At 69.7% G+C, this 14,918-nt stretch carries 16 protein-coding genes and 1 pseudogene; 5 read left to right on the top strand and 12 right to left on the bottom strand.

Going from position 1 to position 14,918, the window contains the following annotated elements; translation table 11 throughout:
- The first annotated feature begins 3 nt into the window (after positions 1-3).
- The 3 genes from KCH48_RS04715 to KCH48_RS04705 all read left to right on the top strand — a co-directional run bounded on the left by KCH48_RS04715 (position 4) and on the right by KCH48_RS04705 (position 2,459).
- Entirely contained in the window at positions 4-372 is a 369-nt protein-coding gene (locus tag KCH48_RS04715; RefSeq protein ID WP_210570656.1) for a BlaI/MecI/CopY family transcriptional regulator, read from the top strand.
- Positions 369-1,283, top strand: a complete 915-nt coding sequence (locus tag KCH48_RS04710; RefSeq protein WP_210570655.1) for a M56 family metallopeptidase — start codon at positions 369-371, stop codon at positions 1,281-1,283. Before KCH48_RS04715 ends, KCH48_RS04710 begins: the two co-directional genes overlap by 4 nt.
- Before the next feature lie 147 nt (positions 1,284-1,430).
- Positions 1,431-2,459, top strand: a complete 1,029-nt coding sequence (locus KCH48_RS04705) for a C40 family peptidase (RefSeq protein ID WP_210570654.1) — start codon at positions 1,431-1,433, stop codon at positions 2,457-2,459.
- 108 nt (positions 2,460-2,567) lie between these two features.
- Here the strand turns inward: KCH48_RS04705 and KCH48_RS04700 are convergent, their stop codons facing one another.
- From KCH48_RS04700 to KCH48_RS04685, 4 genes and pseudogenes are all read right to left on the bottom strand, one after another.
- Entirely contained in the window at positions 2,568-3,161 is a 594-nt protein-coding gene (locus KCH48_RS04700; protein WP_210570652.1) for an antibiotic biosynthesis monooxygenase, read from the bottom strand.
- 57 nt (positions 3,162-3,218) lie between these two features.
- A pseudogene (locus tag KCH48_RS04695) lies at positions 3,219-4,133 on the bottom strand (multicopper oxidase family protein); the annotation flags it as partial.
- Positions 4,134-4,149: 16 nt separating this feature from the next.
- Positions 4,150-4,704: a hypothetical protein gene (locus tag KCH48_RS04690; RefSeq protein ID WP_246884718.1), complete on the bottom strand. Its 555-nt coding sequence runs from the start codon at positions 4,702-4,704 to the stop codon at positions 4,150-4,152.
- A complete protein-coding gene (locus KCH48_RS04685) occupies positions 4,701-4,946 on the bottom strand; it encodes a hypothetical protein (RefSeq protein ID WP_210570650.1) in 246 nt (81 codons plus the stop codon). The genes KCH48_RS04690 and KCH48_RS04685 overlap by 4 nt, the downstream gene beginning before the upstream one ends.
- 125 nt (positions 4,947-5,071) lie before the next feature.
- Here KCH48_RS04685 and KCH48_RS04680 point away from each other — a divergent pair, with 125 nt between their 5' ends.
- Together KCH48_RS04680 and KCH48_RS04675 are read left to right on the top strand one after the other, a co-directional pair.
- Positions 5,072-5,659, top strand: a complete 588-nt coding sequence (locus KCH48_RS04680) for a TetR/AcrR family transcriptional regulator (RefSeq protein ID WP_210570648.1) — start codon at positions 5,072-5,074, stop codon at positions 5,657-5,659.
- A 146-nt stretch (positions 5,660-5,805) separates the two neighbouring features.
- On the top strand, positions 5,806-6,717 hold the full coding sequence (locus tag KCH48_RS04675) for a DUF5134 domain-containing protein (RefSeq protein ID WP_246884717.1): 912 nt from the start codon (positions 5,806-5,808) through the stop codon (positions 6,715-6,717).
- Positions 6,718-6,792: 75 nt separating this feature from the next.
- Here the strand turns inward: KCH48_RS04675 and KCH48_RS04670 are convergent, their stop codons facing one another.
- From KCH48_RS04670 to KCH48_RS04635, 8 genes are all read right to left on the bottom strand, one after another.
- Positions 6,793-7,659, bottom strand: a complete 867-nt coding sequence (locus KCH48_RS04670) for a F510_1955 family glycosylhydrolase (RefSeq protein WP_210570646.1) — start codon at positions 7,657-7,659, stop codon at positions 6,793-6,795.
- Between the two features lie 131 nt (positions 7,660-7,790).
- Complete coding sequence (locus tag KCH48_RS04665; protein WP_210570644.1) at positions 7,791-8,474, bottom strand: DUF305 domain-containing protein; 684 nt, start codon at positions 8,472-8,474, stop codon at positions 7,791-7,793.
- A 92-nt stretch (positions 8,475-8,566) separates the two neighbouring features.
- Positions 8,567-9,037 carry a hypothetical protein gene (locus KCH48_RS04660; RefSeq protein ID WP_210570642.1) on the bottom strand — a complete coding sequence of 157 codons (471 nt, stop codon included), beginning with the start codon at positions 9,035-9,037 and terminating at the stop codon, positions 8,567-8,569.
- Positions 9,038-9,256: 219 nt separating this feature from the next.
- A complete protein-coding gene (locus tag KCH48_RS04655; RefSeq protein WP_210570938.1) occupies positions 9,257-10,678 on the bottom strand; it encodes an NADH-quinone oxidoreductase subunit N in 1,422 nt (473 codons plus the stop codon).
- A 5-nt stretch (positions 10,679-10,683) separates the two neighbouring features.
- Positions 10,684-12,192 (bottom strand): NuoM family protein, encoded by a 1,509-nt coding sequence (locus KCH48_RS04650; RefSeq protein ID WP_210570640.1) that lies wholly within the window; start codon positions 12,190-12,192, stop codon positions 10,684-10,686.
- A 5-nt stretch (positions 12,193-12,197) separates the two neighbouring features.
- Entirely contained in the window at positions 12,198-14,048 is a 1,851-nt protein-coding gene (locus KCH48_RS04645) for an NADH-quinone oxidoreductase subunit L (RefSeq protein WP_210570638.1), read from the bottom strand.
- Positions 14,045-14,350, bottom strand: coding sequence for an NADH-quinone oxidoreductase subunit NuoK (gene nuoK / locus KCH48_RS04640; RefSeq protein WP_210570636.1), 306 nt, complete (start codon positions 14,348-14,350; stop codon positions 14,045-14,047). The genes KCH48_RS04645 and nuoK overlap by 4 nt, the downstream gene beginning before the upstream one ends.
- Positions 14,347-14,910: an NADH-quinone oxidoreductase subunit J gene (locus KCH48_RS04635; protein WP_210570634.1), complete on the bottom strand. Its 564-nt coding sequence runs from the start codon at positions 14,908-14,910 to the stop codon at positions 14,347-14,349. The genes nuoK and KCH48_RS04635 overlap by 4 nt, the downstream gene beginning before the upstream one ends.
- Positions 14,911-14,918 lie beyond the last annotated feature (8 nt).

The following is a 14,918-nucleotide window of genomic DNA, read 5'->3' as shown; positions in this document are numbered from 1 at the left end:
ACGATGCGACGGCTGGGGGATCTCGAGGCGGAGATCATGGATCGCCTCTGGCGGTGGCAGCGTCCGGCGACGGTGCGGGAGATCGTCGACGACATCAACGAGGAGCGCCCGCTCGCCTACACAACCGTGATGACCGTGACCAACATCCTCTACACCAAGGGCTGGCTACTGCGGAGCAAGCAGGGCCGGGCCTGGCTGTACACGCCGGTCCGCAGTCGTGAGGAGTACGCGGCGGCACTCATGGAGGACGCGCTCGGCGCGAGCGAGGACCGTCCGGTGGCTCTCGCCCACTTCGTCCAGCAGATGAGTCCCGACGAGATCAGCGCCCTGCGCAAGGCATTGCGCACGGCAGGGCGGCAGGCCGAGTCGTGAACGCGGTTCCCGCGCTGCTCGGCTACGCGGCCGGAGTCGGTTTCCTCGCCCCGCGGCTGCTGCTGCGCAGCGCCTGGCCGCACCGCGCGCCGGGCCTGGCCGTGGCCGTATGGCAAGGGCTGACCGTATCGTTCACCGTCGCTGTCGCACTGGCCGCGTACCACCTCGCCAGCCCGACCGAGCACCTGCACGCCGACCTGATCGGCGTGCTGCATTCCTGCGGGCTGACCAACGCGACCGCCGCGCCCGACCCGACCGTCATCGACCGCTTGGCGGTCGGTCTCCCGCTCTCGATGGTCCTGCTGGTGCTCGGCTGCTTCCTCTTCGAAGTGCTCCGTGGCCGACGCGCTCGCACCCGTCACCGGGAAGTCCTGGACATGGTGGGTCGGCGCTCGCATCACCTGGGCGCCACCATCCTTGAACACGAACTGCCCGCCGCCTACTGCCTCCCGGGGCACAACCCGCGTGTCGTCGTCAGTGCGGGCGCCCTGCGGCTGCTGTCTCCCGGGCAACTCGATGCCGTCCTCGAACACGAGCGTTCACACATCGCAGGACGCCACCATCTGGCACTGGCCGCCACCGAGGCGTTCGCCCGGGTCTTCCGACGAATCCCGCTCGCCCACCACGCCAAGGAGCAGACCGCAGTGCTCCTGGAGATGATCGCCGACGACCGGGCACTGCGCCGCCAGTCTCGCGAAGCGCTGGCCACGGCCATGTACGAGATGGCGGCGGCCAAGGCCGCCCCCGCGGGCGCGTTCGCGGTGGGCGGCCCGAGCGCGCTGGTCCGCATGAGGCGGGTACTCATCCCGCAGCGGCGACCGCACGTCGCACTCCTTGGATCGGTGGCCGTCGCAGCGGCTGTGGTGCCGGTGCTCCCGCTGCTGTTCGGCTGCGTGCCCACCATCGGGTAAACCGGGCGCAAACGCCCCTCTTTCTCGGCGTGGATTGCCACTCCATCTACGAAGCTACTAAGTTGCTCGCATACTTGATCGAAGCCGCCGGTACTCCACGGGGAACCGTGCCTTGTCCGCGTGGGTACACAGAGGAGTTGTCGCAAGATGGGAACCCACCGCCGACCGAAGCCGCCGAGCAGTCCCCGGCTCGCCGTACTGGCCGCTTCGGCGGGAGCGTTCTCCCTGCTGTCCACGGCACAGAGCCAGGCCGAACCGAAGCCCTCCATCGAGAAGGTGCGCGAAGAGGTCGAGGAGCTCTACCACGACTCGGAGGCCGGCACCGAGGAGTACAACACCGCCCAGGGGAAGAAGGCGGCCCTGCAGAAGGCCGCGAACAGGGCACAGGAACGGGTGGCCGAGCAGCAGGCCGAGATCAACGGGATACGCAGCGAGATGGGCCCGGTAGCCGCCTCACAGTACCGAGACGGTGGCCTGGACCCGAGCGTGCGGCTCTTCCTGTCGGCCGAACCCGATGACTACCTGGAGCAGGCGGAACTGCTGGATCGTACGAGCTCCCGGCAGATCTCCCTGCTCAAGAGCCTTCAACAGAAGCAGCGGGAGCTCGCCCAGACCCGCGCCGAAGCGTTGAAGAAGCTCGAGGCGGCCCGCAAGGCCCAGGAGCAGATGAGCGAGAAGAAGCAGGAGATCCAGAGCAAGCTGCGCGAGGCCCAGAAGCTCCTGAACAGCCTCACCGCCGAGCAGCGGGCCGAGCTCAAGGCCGCGGAGGCGGAAGCCGACCGCGCCTCCGGCAGCAGCGACAGCGCCGCCACCTACGACGGCCCCGCCAGCGGACGAGCCCGTACCGCGCTCGAGTTCGCCTACGCCCAGCTCGGCAAGCCCTACGAGTGGGGATCGACCGGCCCGAACTCCTACGACTGCTCCGGTCTGACCGGCGCCTCCTGGCGTGCCGCCGGCGTCTCGCTGCCCCGCACCGTCAACCAGCAGTACAACGCCGGCCGGCAGGTCGCCCGCTCCGACCTCCAGCCCGGCGACATCATCTACTGGTACAACAACAGCCAGCACAACGGCTTGTACATAGGCGACGGCAAGGCCATCCACGCACCGCGCACCGGCAAGAACATCGAGATCGCCAACCTCGACTCCATGCCGTACTTCGCGGCCACGCGGCCCTGATGGCCGGATCGCGGATGGAAGCGGCCGCCGTTTGGCGATCAGGAACGAACAGGGCCGCTGCCTCCGTGAGGGGCGCGGTCGTCCGGGCGCCCGAGCGGATGAGGGCATTCACCTTCTGTCTGCCCCGGGCGGGGGATAGAGCCACAGCCGCAGCAGTCGGCTGAGGCGGGGCATCAGCACATAAGTCAGCGTCGGCAGCAGTACCGCCGGGAAGACCACCGCGCGCAGCGGCAGCGGCCAGCCGGTCGTGTAGGGCACGAGCAGCCACTGGACCAGCAGAACGAGCGGATACGCCGCGAGGAACGTGGTCAGCACCATCTTCCAGCGGGGCGGGGACTGCACCGTCGTGCCGGGCAGGCTGAACCACGTCTCCATCCCGGTGGTCGACTGCCGCTCGCCGCTGACCTCGGTGGCGATGTCCTCGATCCGTGCGTGCCAGTCCGCCCGCTCCCGAGACGTCAGCCACTGCGACAGCCGGTCCGGGTCGGCGAAGTGCACCACCGCGTGGAAGCGGTGCCCGTCCTCGGGGCGCAGCCACGCGACACCCTGGTTCCCGGGGAACCGCGACGCGCTACGGGTGATGCCATGAGTCCACCGCTCGAACTCGGCTTCTCTACCGGGGCGTACCTTCCAGGTGAAGACGGCCGTGACCGGTTCGGTGCACTGGGCGCTGTGGTCCGTACGGACGGCTCTGTGGTTCATACGGACCCGCGTGCCACGGACCGCGCCACTCATGCCTCCGAGTCGACGGCCCGCCGCTCAGGCCTGGTAGGCGACCAGCGCCATCATGCCGACCTCCCCGTGGTACGCGTTGTGGCAGTGCAGCATCCACTGGCCGGGGTTGTCGGCGTCGAAGATGACGGACAGCTTCTTCTTCGGCAGCACGATGGAGGTGCCCTTGCGCGGGCCGTCGTCCCCGAGCTGGTAGGTGTGGCCGTGCCCTTCTTCGATCGTGAGCGGATGCCCGGCCGGGTCGGCCATGTCGTACGCCTTGCCGTTGATGGCCCAGTCGTAGCTCCTTCGGGCGGACGGTCGCCTTCGGCGCGCTGCCGGATCCCGTACGGACCAGAGCCATGCCGGTGGCGTCCTTGCCCTCGGCCAGCGCGACGAGCGGGAAGACGCCGTTGCCCAGGGTGACCAGGGCGTCGTACCGCTCCCCCATCCCGATCAACAGGGCGTCGACCTGCTGGTGCTCGACGGGGAAACCGTCGGTGTGGGTGCCGGTCAGCTTGTGGCCGCCGAGCGCCACCCGGTACGCGGTGTCGCCTCCCGCGTTGATGATGCGCAGCCGGACCCGCTTGCTCGCTCTCGGCGCCCATGAGCATGAACTTCATCGACATCCCGCCGGAGGCGGGCGAGGCGGACGGGGACGCGGAGTCGTCCCCCCTGTCCATGCCCTCCATGCCGCCCATGCCCTGTCGCAGCTCGGCGAGGACTTCGTCGGGATGCCCGTGACTCCGTCGATCCAGTCGTCCAGGACGACGACCCATTCGTCGTCGTACGACAGCGGCTCCTTGGGGTCCTCGACGATCAGCGGTGCGTAGAGGCCCCGGTCGAGCTGGACGCCGACGTGGGGGTGGTGGTCTTGTTCGGCAGCTGGTTGGAGACTTCGGCGGCCAGGGTGTCGCCGGCGGACAGCCTGATCTCCTTGCCGGGGACCTGGCCGCTCACAGCTCGCGCCCTCAGCCCCTCACACCTGAGGCACGGACACCGACACCGCTCCCGGCGCAGTACGGCTCTCCCTCTGCGCCCGCTGCTTCCGCTGCCCGAACGGGGTGACGCCCCGCGGCTTGTACACCGCAAGGGCCATGGCGAGCAGCAGCACGACCAGCGCGAGTACGGAGTGCAGGACAGGCGAGAAGTTGCGCACCGAGGACAGCTCGGCCCCCGGGTCGGCTGCCATGTGCGCCATTGACCTGAACGTACCCATGTAGATCAGCAGTACGACGGTGGCAACCACGTTGATCAGGAGTTTGAACAGGACCCAGTAGTGCCGGAAGAGGCCCCAGGGCGTTCCCAGGGACTGGACGATGCCGGTGAGGAGCGCGGCGAAGGCCAGGGGGACAAGGGCGTACCAGGCGGCCGGCTCCATCACGAGGTAGACCCCGCGTACCGTCGCCGGGTTCTGGCTGGTCAGACCGATCGCCGACAGGGCGAGAAAGGCGACGACCGCGCCGAGCCAGCCGACCGAGGCCGTGACGTGCGCGATGAGAGCCGGCTTGCGCAGGCGAGGCGGCATCGTCATCCGGTGCCTCCTGCTGCCGGACCGGTGGTAACAGCGACACCGACGAGCGGAGCCTGTCCGCCGAGGTGACGGCCCGGACTGTGGTTGCCCGGGACCAGCAGCATGACCACGACGAGAAGGACCACGACCAGCACGACGAGCCCGGACACCTTCACCCAACGCGGCACTCCCCCACTCGCGCCGCTGACGGAAGCCTCATCGGTCATGTCGCGAGCGTCCGGCTCCTGGGACGGATCCACCATGAGGGGTTCTCCTTGTCTCGCCCAGGCCTGGGCGCCGTGCCGTGCGAACGATCCCAGATTTATCGATACACATTGTCGCCGTCAAACCATAGTGCCGCACGGTCGGCATCGCGTACGCTTTCCGCGTGCCGAAGCTGTGGAACGAGACGATCGAGGCGCACCGCCGGGACGTGCGCGACGCCATCCTGGACAGCACCGCCGCCCTGGCGACCGAGAAGGGCCCGCTGTCGCTGACGATGTCTCAGATCGCGGAGACGGTCGGTATCGGTCGGGCCACGCTGTACAAGTACTTCCCGGACGTCGAAGCGATCCTGCATGCCTGGCACGCGCGCGAGATCGCCGGTCACCTCGCCCAGCTGACGGAAGTCCGGGACCGCACCGACGACCCCGGCGCCCGCTTCGAAGCGGTGCTCGAGGCCTACGCCCTCATCACCCACGCATCGCACGGCCACCACGACATGGAGCTCGGCGTCTTCCTGCACCAGGACAGTGGCAACCACCTTGCCCACGCGCACCTGCACCTTCACCACATGGTTCAAGAGCTGGTGACCGAGGCAGCACGGGCCGGCGACGTCAGGGACGACATCCCCCCGGCCGAGCTCACGCGCTATTGCCTCAGCGCCCTCGCGGCAGCACGAACGCTGCCGTCCGAGGCTGCCGTGCGGCGCTTGGTCGCGGTCACCCTCGCCGGCATGCGCCCTCCACAGCACTGAGGCCCTCAGGCAAACTCCCTTCTGCTGAACGCCTCTTGACTCCCCTACGTACTAAGGGCATCAGTAGATGGCAGCCAGAGGACGATGCACGTCGACATGCCCGCGAATACGCCGCGGGCGACTGCCGGTCGACGCGGAGGGCACCAATGGGAAGTCCCGCTATGACCTGGACGCTGGCGGCGGTGGCCGCACTCGTGGCCGTCGTGAGCGCGGCCCGGCTGGCCGCTGCCGACGGCGGAGAGGCCCGGTTCGCAGCCGGAGGCGACGTCCTCATGGCCGGCGGCATGGCCGCAATGTTCCTGCCCGCGACGGCCGCCAGTTTCGGGGACCACAGTCTGTGGTGGGTGACCGGGTTCACCGCCGTCGGCCTCGGCGGCGTGGCCCTGTCCGTACGCCACTCTCGGATGCACGGCTGGCGACACGGCCGCCGCTGGGCGCACCACATCATCGGCAGTGCCGCCATGGTCATCATGACGCTGGCCATGCCGGGCACCGAATCCGGGCCGGTGCTGGCTCTGGGCGGGCACTCGATGGCCGGCATGGGGCATGGGCACGGCCACGGATCCGCCGCGACGGCCCACGGCCACGAGATGGCGGGCATGGCCGGGGACGCGGAAGGCATGAACCACTCCTCGGGAATGACCGCCCACGACATGACGGCCGGCGCCACCGAGAACGCCGCGGCGGGAGGCACGGCTTCTGTGTGGCGTGTCGTTCTTGTCGCACTGGCCGTGTACTTCCTGCTCTCGATCGTCGCGTCCGTGTGGGCGCGGGTTCGCGGCACCGACCGGCGGGAGGGTGCGGGCCGCGGTGCGGGCAGGAGCCGCTGGGCGCGGCGGCTTCTCGCCTTGCCCGACACGATCGTGGTGTTCCTCGCCTCCCTGGCCGTCTCCGTCTGGGACATGGCCCGGTCGGGAGGGAACAAGCGCCGGGCACATGCGGCAGGGGGCAACCGGAGCCGCCGTCGCCCGCCGGGCACGTCACCGGGGGCGGCCCTGACGGCCCATATCGGCATGGGTAGCACGATGTGCGCCATGCTCGTCATGATGGCCGCCTGACCGCCCGTCGCCGCCCCTACTGCGTCACGCCGCTTTGAGTCCCGCCAGGCTCTTGAGACTGCGGCGCTCGACCGATCAGTGGCCGCCGCTCGACGTAACGGCCAGGCGCTTCTTGAATGTTGTGCCACCGTCCTTCGACTCGAAGACCCCGGTCTGAGTGGCGGCGAGGACGTGCTCGGCCGCGACAGCGGTGAGTGCCTGCGGCCGGCCGCCCGGCACAGTGGAGGTCTTCTTCCACGTGATGCCGCCATCCGCACTGCTGTTCAGGCCGCCAGAGGTGTCGATGCCGTAGAGGGCGTCCTTCGTGCTCCAGGAGAGGAAGGCCATCACCGGCTTCTGCGCTTGAGCGAAGGTCTTCCCGCCGTCGCCGCTTCGAACGACTCCGTCCGCGGTCGTGGCCAGGATGACGCCGGGGTCCGTCGGGCTGACCGCTATGTCCAGGGCTTCGATCCGGGCCCCGTCCTTCCAGGAAATGCCGTCCTTGGTCGTGCGGACCAGGCCGTTGGTGGAGTCGTAGCCGTAGACCGTGCTGTGGGCGAAGTCCAGAGCGTGGAAGTCGGACTCGCCGGACAAGGACAGGGACTTCCAGGTCCTGCCCGCGTCGGCGCTCTTGATGAGCCCCTTGTTGCCACCGGAGGTTGGGTGGCCGCTGGCGTAGAAGGTCTTCGCGCCGGCCATGGTGAAGCCCATGAAGTCGTCCCTGCTGTCGCCCACCAGCTCTGCCTCCCCCTGGGCATCGGGGGTGTAGACGCCTTCGTGGGTGGCAACGTAGAGGCGCTGGTCGGTGGGGTCCACACCGAGACCGTGGATGTGGCTAACTGTCGTCCCGGCAGCGGCGGACTTGTCGGTCGACTCCTCGCTCTCTCCACCGTCGGAGCAGGCGGCCAGAGTGAGGGTGAGAGCCAGGGCAGTGGCTGCCACGACAGCGGGGCGTTTGTTCATGATTCCTCGGGGCGTAAGGGTGCACCGGAACGGCGACGGCCGATCACTGTTTGGCGGGGCACAGGGAGAAGACCGCCCGGGCTCCTCGGGTGCGCGCCTCGGAGCCCTGGGCAGTCAGTGGGTGGTGCGGATCAGATCCGGTCGAGGATCTTCTCGAACTTCTCGACCTCGGCGGACTGGGTCTTCACGACGTCGGCGGCGAGCTTCTTGGCCGCGGCGTCACGGCCGTTCTTCTGCTCGTCCTCCGCCATGGTGATCGCGCCCTCGTGGTGCTCGATCATCATCTCCGCGAACATCCGGTCGAACTCGCCGCCCTTGGCGGCCGCGAGCTTCTGCATGTCCTCTTCGGACATCATCCCGGACGTCCCGGATCCGTGGTCCATGCCACCGGAGCCGTGGTCCATGCCGGGCATGCTCTCCTCGGCGGACTCCGGCTTGCCCCATGCCTTCAGCCAGGACTTCATCGTCTGGATCTCGGGATCCTGGGCCTTCTCGATGTCCGCGGCCAAGGTCTTGATCTCCGCGTCGGAGGCCCGCCCGTCCGCGAGTTTGGCCATCTCCAGGGCCTGCTCGTGGTGCGGGATCATCATCTGCGCGAGCATGACGTCCGCGTCGTTGAAGGCGCCGGGCGCCGGGGTGTCACCCGCCGTCGTCGGGGTGAACGTGGCAGAGGCGGAGGTGCCGCTCCCGTGGTCCATGCCCTCCATGTCGTCCCCGCCGCAGGCGGCGAGCAGCAGCCCACCCGCCGCGACGGTACTGACGATCGCCATACGACGACGAAGACGGCGGTGCAAGACAGAGTTGTGGGCAGTCATGTGCGAAATACCTCGTTCGATGAGTTCTGTCAGTGATTGTGGGGATAGGCACGGCGTGCGCGGGCGTGACACGGCCCGCGCTGCGGTCCGGCCTATATCCGCAGCACTGACAGCTGAACGAGGAGAGGTCTCGGGGGTGGTGGGCTGGGGCACAGCACGGCCATCGCCCGGGCGAGCAGCGCCGTCAGCTGCTCCTTGCGGCGCGATGCGGCGCACAGGAACAACCAGAGCAGCCAGCCGCTGAGCACCGCCACGCACACAGACAGCACGTCCATGCTGATCGTGGGCTCGTCCACCGCGGCCGACGACGACGCCGGTGTCGCGGCGCCGTGGTCCGCCATCGCCTTGTCAGGCCCTGCGAATGTCTGGGTGTCGGCGGCCCCTTGGGCCATGCCGCCTTGGTGCGGGCCTACGACGGCATGGAGAGGGCCGGCCGCCGAGCCCGAAGAGTGCTCCGGATGGCCCATCGTGTGCATGGCGAACACGCCGAATGTGAGCACGGCTACGAGCAGGAGGTACCCGAAGGCGCCGCCCGCACGCAGCCGACCGCTCACACGCAACATGCCAGACATACTACTAAGCCGCTTCATAGAACGGCCACCGGACCGGGCCCGGCCGGCTCACGCCCATCGGCCGTCCCTCCTCGGGACGCGATCTCCGTGCGCCACTGCGCCCATCCTCTGTTGTCACTCGGCGGCATCGACGCGGCCAGGGCGGCCCGTCGCCCCCGCAGCCTCGCCAGGCGAGGACACCGCGATTCCTCCGGCGCGCGACTGGGCGCGTCATCGCGCGAGCGGTCCGCCCAGCATGTCCAGGACAGCCCCGCCCAGCAGCCCGAGTACGACGGATCCGATCGCCGCCGCGTAGGCAACGACGGCAGCTGATCTTGACCGCGTACCCGGATCACCGACGGCTCCGCGTGCGAGAAACGCCGGGGCGATCCAGCGCAGGTAGTAGAAGAGCGAAGCCACCGTGTTGACGGCCGCGACGACCGCCAGCCATGCGTAGCCGCCGTCGAAGGCAGCGCTGAAGGCTTCCAGTTTGCCGAGGAAGACGGCCGTCGGGGGCGTGCCCACCAGGCCCAGCAGGCAGACGACGAGCGAGGCCAGCAGAGCCGGTTGGGTCCGCGCCAGGCCCCGGTAGTCGTCGATGGTGTGGGCTGCGGGCAGTGCGCAGACGACAGCGAAGGCGCCGAGGTTGGTCAGCGCGTACCCGGCCAGGTAGTACAGCAGCGCCTCCTGGTCGAGGTCGGTGCGGCCGGCAACGGCCACCGGGAGCAGGAGATAGCCGACCTGGCTGATGGTGGAGTACGCGAGGAGCCGTTTGACGTCCTGTTGGAAGAAGGCCGCCAGGTTGCCGAGTGTCATCGAGGCCACCGAGAGCACGGCCACCAGATCTGCCCATGGCAGGTCGGCGTCCGCGAGCGGCACGGCGGCGAGTCGGTAGAACGCCGCCAGGGCGCCGATCTTGGGGATCGTGGTGAGGAAGGCGGCGACCGGCGCCGAGCTGCCCTGGACGGCGTCCGGCACCCAGAAGTGGCCGGGCACGCCGCCGGCCTTGAACAGGACACCGGCGAGCAGGGCCAGCGTGCCGACCGCCACCAATCCGGCCGGTGCCTCGGCGAGTTCGGTGCGCAGCATGGGATACGCAGTGGCCCGCCCGGCGGCGAGCAGGATGGTGATGCCGGCGAGCATCACGACGCCGAGGAGGGCGCCTACGACGTAGAACTTCAGAGCTGCCTCGGTTCCGGGGCCGTCCTTGCGGAACCCGGCGAGCGCGTACGCGGGCACGCCGGCCAGCAGGTAGCCGGCGGCGAGGAGGAGCAGGTCCTGGGATCCGGCCATCATCAGGGCGCCGACGGAGGCCAGTTGGAGCAAGACGTAGAACTCGGTCTCGCGCGGGTCGGCGTACAGGCGCGGCATGGCGAGCGCGAGGACCAGCAGCGTGGCGCCGAGGATGACGATCCTGCTGGTGGCCGTGAGCGTGTCCAGGGCGAAGGACTCGCCGAAGGCCGTCTCCACGGGCTTGGTCGCGGCCATCGCGGCGGCCACGATCCCCGCGGTGCAGGCCGCTCCCGCCAGGGCCCCGGTCAGCCACTGGCGACGGCGCGGCAGCCACGCTCCGAGCAGCAGGCCGAGTACGGCGGAGGCGGCGAGCAGGACCTCGGGCAGGAGGTCGAGGGGGTTCTCGTTCATCCCGGTCATCTCGTTCATCGCGCGAGCAGCTCCAGCACGGTGCGCGAGGCGGGTTCGACGACGTCGAGGACGAACCTGGGAGCGAGGCCGAGGACGACGCCCAGGGCCAGCAGCGGGACGATCGCGAGCCCTTCGTGGAGGCGGATGTCGGGGAACGGCCGGTCGGTACCCGGCGCGGCGACGGGCAGCCGCAGCGGACCGAGGAAGACCTGTTGCAGGGCGCGCAGGAACAGGCCGGCGGTGAGCAGGATCCCGAGCACGGCCAGGCCGGTGGCGACCGGCTCCGGCCCCAAACTCCCGGTGAGGATCTGAAACTCGGCGATGAAGCCGGAGAAGCCGGGCAGCCCGAGGGAGGCGAAAGCGGCGACGCCGGTCAGCGCGGCAAAAACGGGCGCCCGCCCGGCGACACCCGAGTACGCGGACATCTCGTACGTCCGCCCGCGCTCGTACAGCACGCTGGAGAGCAGGAACAGCGCCCCGGTCAGCAGCCCGTGGCTGACCATCTGGAAGACGGACCCGGTGATGGCGAGTCGGCGGGCCTCCTCCTGCCCGGCGCCGACGGCACCGGCCGCGCCGATCGCCAGGATGATGTAGCCCATGTGGTTGACGGAGGTGTAGGCGACCATCCGTTTGAAGTCGGTCTGGGCGAGGGCGACCAGCGCTCCGTACAGCACGGAGACCACGCCGACGACGACGAAGACGAGGGCGAAGTCCCGCCAGGCGTCGGGCAGGACGGGCATGGCGATGCGCAGGAAACCGTAGGTGCCCATCTTCAGCAGCACCCCGGCGAGGATCGCCGACCCGGCGGCCGGGGCGTCGGTGTGGGCGGGCGGCAGCCAGGTGTGGAAGGGCACGGTCGGGGTCTTGACCGCAAGGCCGACGGCGACGGCGAGGAGGACGAGGCCGCCGTATGTCCCGCGTCCGGCCAGTGGGTTGGCGTCGGTCAGTTCGACGATGTCGAAGGTGTGCGGGTCGGCGGCCAGGTACAGGCCGATGAAGCCGAGCAGCAGGGCGAGGGAGCCGATGAAGGTGTAGAGGAAGAACTTCAGCGCGGCGCGGGCGGCGTCCTTGTGTCCCCACCCGGCGATGATGAAGTACATCGCCACGATGGACAGGTCGAAGAAGACGAAGAACAGGATCAGGTCGAGGGCGACGAACAGGCCGAGGCATGTGGTCTGGAGGAAGAGGAACAGGGCCGCGAACTCCCTGGGCCGCCGGGTCTCGCGCCAGGCGTACGCGGCACAGGCGAGGAACAGCACGCAGGTGACGGCCACCAGCGGCAGGGACAGGCCGTCGACTCCGACGTGGTAGCTGATGCCGGCGCTGGGGATCCAGCGGGCCTGTGTCTCGTACTGCATGCCGCCGTCGGCCCGGTATCCCGCCCAGACGATCACCGTCAGGATCAGTTCTACGGCGGCCGTCACCGCCCAAGCCGTCAGGAACAGAGTGCGTGGCGCGCTGCGCGGCACGCACAACAGGAGGGCCGCCATGGCGGTCGGGAGCAGGACGATGGCCGTGAGCACGGCGGTCACCTCACGAGGACGAGGACGACGGCGAGGACAGTGAAGGCGGCGACCGCCTGAGCGAGGTACTGATGCAACTGCCCGGTCTGCGGCCTGCGCGCCCAGCGGCCGAACACGCGGGCACCGCCCGCCACGCCCTCCACCGTGCCGTCGACGAGCCGCTCGGCCTGGGCGTTGGTCCATTGGGCCAACCGGACCGAGCCGCGGGCGGTGCCTTCGACGGCGTGGTCCAGCACCCGGTCGTCGAAGGCGGCGAGGGCATCGGCGAGGCGCATGACCGGGCGTACGAGGAGGGTTCGTGCCGCGTTCTCCAGGCGCAGCCAGTCGGACGCCCAGGCAGTGATCCGGCCATGGAGAGTGAGGAGTTGGGGTCCACGCATCCAGACGAGAGCGGAGACGGCCGTCGCGAGCGTGCCGGACAGGACCAACTCCCAGGCCTCCGGGCCCGGTTGGCCCTCGCCGCCGAGCACCCGCTCGACCGCCTCCCGTACGGGCGGGAAGGACGTGACCGTCAGGGCGGCGCAGGCGACGGCCAGCGTGACCAGCGGCAGTCGGGTCGTATACGGCAGCGGCTCCTCACGGTCGTCCGGTACGGGAGCGGGCTGCCAAACGAACCACAGGGCCTTCGCACTGTAGACCGCGGAGATCACCGCGGCGGCCAGCCCGACGACGTACAGCGCCGTGTTGTCCTCAAGGGCGCCGGCGAGGAGTACGTCCTTCGCCGCCCACAGCGCCAAAGGCGGGACCCCGGCCAGAGCCAGGGCCGCGACACTGAAGGTGATCCCGGCCGTACGGTGCCGCCGGGCCGCGCCTCGCAGGGCGGGCAGTGCCTTGGTGCCGAGGGTGGTCAGCCAGGCGCCCGCGACGAGGAAGGCCAGGCTCTTCGCGGCGGCGTGCGCGATGAGTTGCAGGGTTCCGCCGGTGACCGCACCGGCCCCGGCGGCGAGCACCATGAAGCCGATCTGTGCACAGGTGGAGGCGGCGAGCAGCTGCTTGAGGTCGGTCTGCGCCACGGCGATCAGACCGAGCACCACCGCCGTCACCGCACCCGTCCACGCCACCACGGGCCCACCCCAACCGGACTGCGCGAGCAGCGGCTCCAGCCGCAGCAGCAGATACGCCCCGGCCACCACCATGGTCGCCGAGTGCAACAGGGCGGAGACCGGGCTCGGGCCCTGCATGGCCCTGGACAGCCAGAAGCTGAAGGGCAGTTGGGCCGACTTGCCGAACGCGGCCGTGATGACTCCGGCGGTGATGACCGCCGACCACGCGCCGGTCGCGTCCGGGAGCTCGTCGAGGGCGAGGGAGCCGGCCTGCCCGCTCGCCAGGGCCGCCCCGGCTGCGAGGTAGAGGCCGAGGTCGGCGGCGCGGGTGGTGAGGAAGGCCGTGTTGGCGGCGTCCCCCCGCTCAGGGTCGCGCCACCAGTAGCCGATCAGGGCCCAGGAGGTGGCGCCCATCACCTCCCATGCCATCAGCAGGACCGTCAGCGTGGTCGCGGTGACCGTCGTCAGCATCGCGCCGCCGAACAGCAGCATCAGCCCGAAGAAGCGGGCGCGTGCCTCGCCCGGCCCGATGTCCCCGACGCTGAACAGGAGGACGGCCGCGGTCACCGCCGTGACGGTCACGACCATGAGGCCCGACAGCCCGTCGACCGCGAGCCCGACTGGAAGCCCTTCAAGCAGCGGCGCCTCGACCCGAGGGTGCTCGAAGGCCACCGCGACGGCGAGGCCGAGGGCAGCAACGGCCGTACCGACCGCGACCGTCGGGGCGTACCGGTCCGCCGGGCGGCCGACGACCGCCAGGAGCATCCCCACGGTCAGCGGCAGCGCGACGAGCGCCCACAGCAGCGCGCTCACTCCTTCAACTCCGCCGCCATGTCGGTCATGTCGACCTCGCGGGATCGGAACAGCGCGGTGACCACGGCGAAGCCGATGGCCATCTCCACCGCCATGACCGTGACCGCCAGGACGACCAGCACCTGCCCGTCGGCCGCTGCCGGGGCGATGTAGTGCCACACGGCCGCCGCGCCGACGATGACGCCGCCCAGCATCAGTTCCAGCCCCATCATCAGCATCACGATCGACTGCTGGGTGAGCGCGCCGAACAGGCCGATGCTGAACAGAGCCGCTGCGAGCAGCAGAAAGAGTTCCAGGCTCATCGGCCCATCCCTCCCCGTACCGGGTCGTCGGCGGTGCGCGCCTTGAGGTCGTCGCCGAAACGGTCGTAGCGGCCCCGGCGCGTGGCCAGAACGACGGTCGCGACGATGGTGGCGAACAGGGCGAGGCCCAAGGTCATCATGGTGAGCATCTGCGGACCCATCAGCGACAGGCCCAGGTCCATGGTCGGATCGGCCGACGGCCTGCCGCGCCGGGACGGCCACGGGGCGAGCAGGATCCCGGCGGCGAGTACGGCGAAGACCGCCGCGCAGATCACGGCCGCGCCCTTCGTGTTGTGGACCATGGTCATCGGCATGAGCCCGGCCGGGTTCATCATGTACATCACCATGAATACGGCCATGATGGCCATCTCGATGGTCATCATCAGCACGATCACGACCCCGAGGTAGTCCAGCCCGAGCAGCAGCACTTCACCGCCGACGCACAGGAGAGAGGCCAGCAGCGCGTACGTGGCTCGGGCCATGGAGTCGTACCGGAACACCATGACTCCACTGGCCACCGCCAGCAGGGCCAACACCCAGAAGATCGCGTCGTCAAGCACGGCCCTCA

It is taken from the genome of Streptomyces sp. GESEQ-4, assembly GCF_017948455.1.
In the GTDB taxonomy this organism is placed as follows: Bacteria; Actinomycetota; Actinomycetes; order Streptomycetales; family Streptomycetaceae; genus Streptomyces.
Note: the sequence above shows the minus strand (reverse complement) of the source record. Positions and strands in the feature narration are given on the sequence as shown.

Bases quoted from the DNA above. Each gene is read 5' to 3' on its own strand.
- KCH48_RS04715 (WP_210570656.1), top strand. From the start codon at position 4: ATGCGACGGCTGGGGGATCTCGAGGCGGAGATCATGGATCGCCTCTGG.
- KCH48_RS04705 (WP_210570654.1), top strand. From the start codon at position 1,431: ATGGGAACCCACCGCCGACCGAAGCCGCCGAGCAGTCCCCGGCTCGCC.
- KCH48_RS04700 (WP_210570652.1), bottom strand. From the start codon at position 3,161: ATGAACCACAGAGCCGTCCGTACGGACCACAGCGCCCAGTGCACCGAA.
- KCH48_RS04690 (WP_246884718.1), bottom strand. From the start codon at position 4,704: ATGACGATGCCGCCTCGCCTGCGCAAGCCGGCTCTCATCGCGCACGTC.
- KCH48_RS04685 (WP_210570650.1), bottom strand. From the start codon at position 4,946: ATGGTGGATCCGTCCCAGGAGCCGGACGCTCGCGACATGACCGATGAG.
- KCH48_RS04675 (WP_246884717.1), top strand. From the start codon at position 5,806: ATGGGAAGTCCCGCTATGACCTGGACGCTGGCGGCGGTGGCCGCACTC.
- KCH48_RS04670 (WP_210570646.1), bottom strand. From the start codon at position 7,659: ATGAACAAACGCCCCGCTGTCGTGGCAGCCACTGCCCTGGCTCTCACC.
- KCH48_RS04665 (WP_210570644.1), bottom strand. From the start codon at position 8,474: ATGACTGCCCACAACTCTGTCTTGCACCGCCGTCTTCGTCGTCGTATG.
- KCH48_RS04660 (WP_210570642.1), bottom strand. From the start codon at position 9,037: ATGTTGCGTGTGAGCGGTCGGCTGCGTGCGGGCGGCGCCTTCGGGTAC.
- KCH48_RS04655 (WP_210570938.1), bottom strand. From the start codon at position 10,678: ATGACCGGGATGAACGAGAACCCCCTCGACCTCCTGCCCGAGGTCCTG.
- nuoK (WP_210570636.1), bottom strand. From the start codon at position 14,350: ATGAGCCTGGAACTCTTTCTGCTGCTCGCAGCGGCTCTGTTCAGCATC.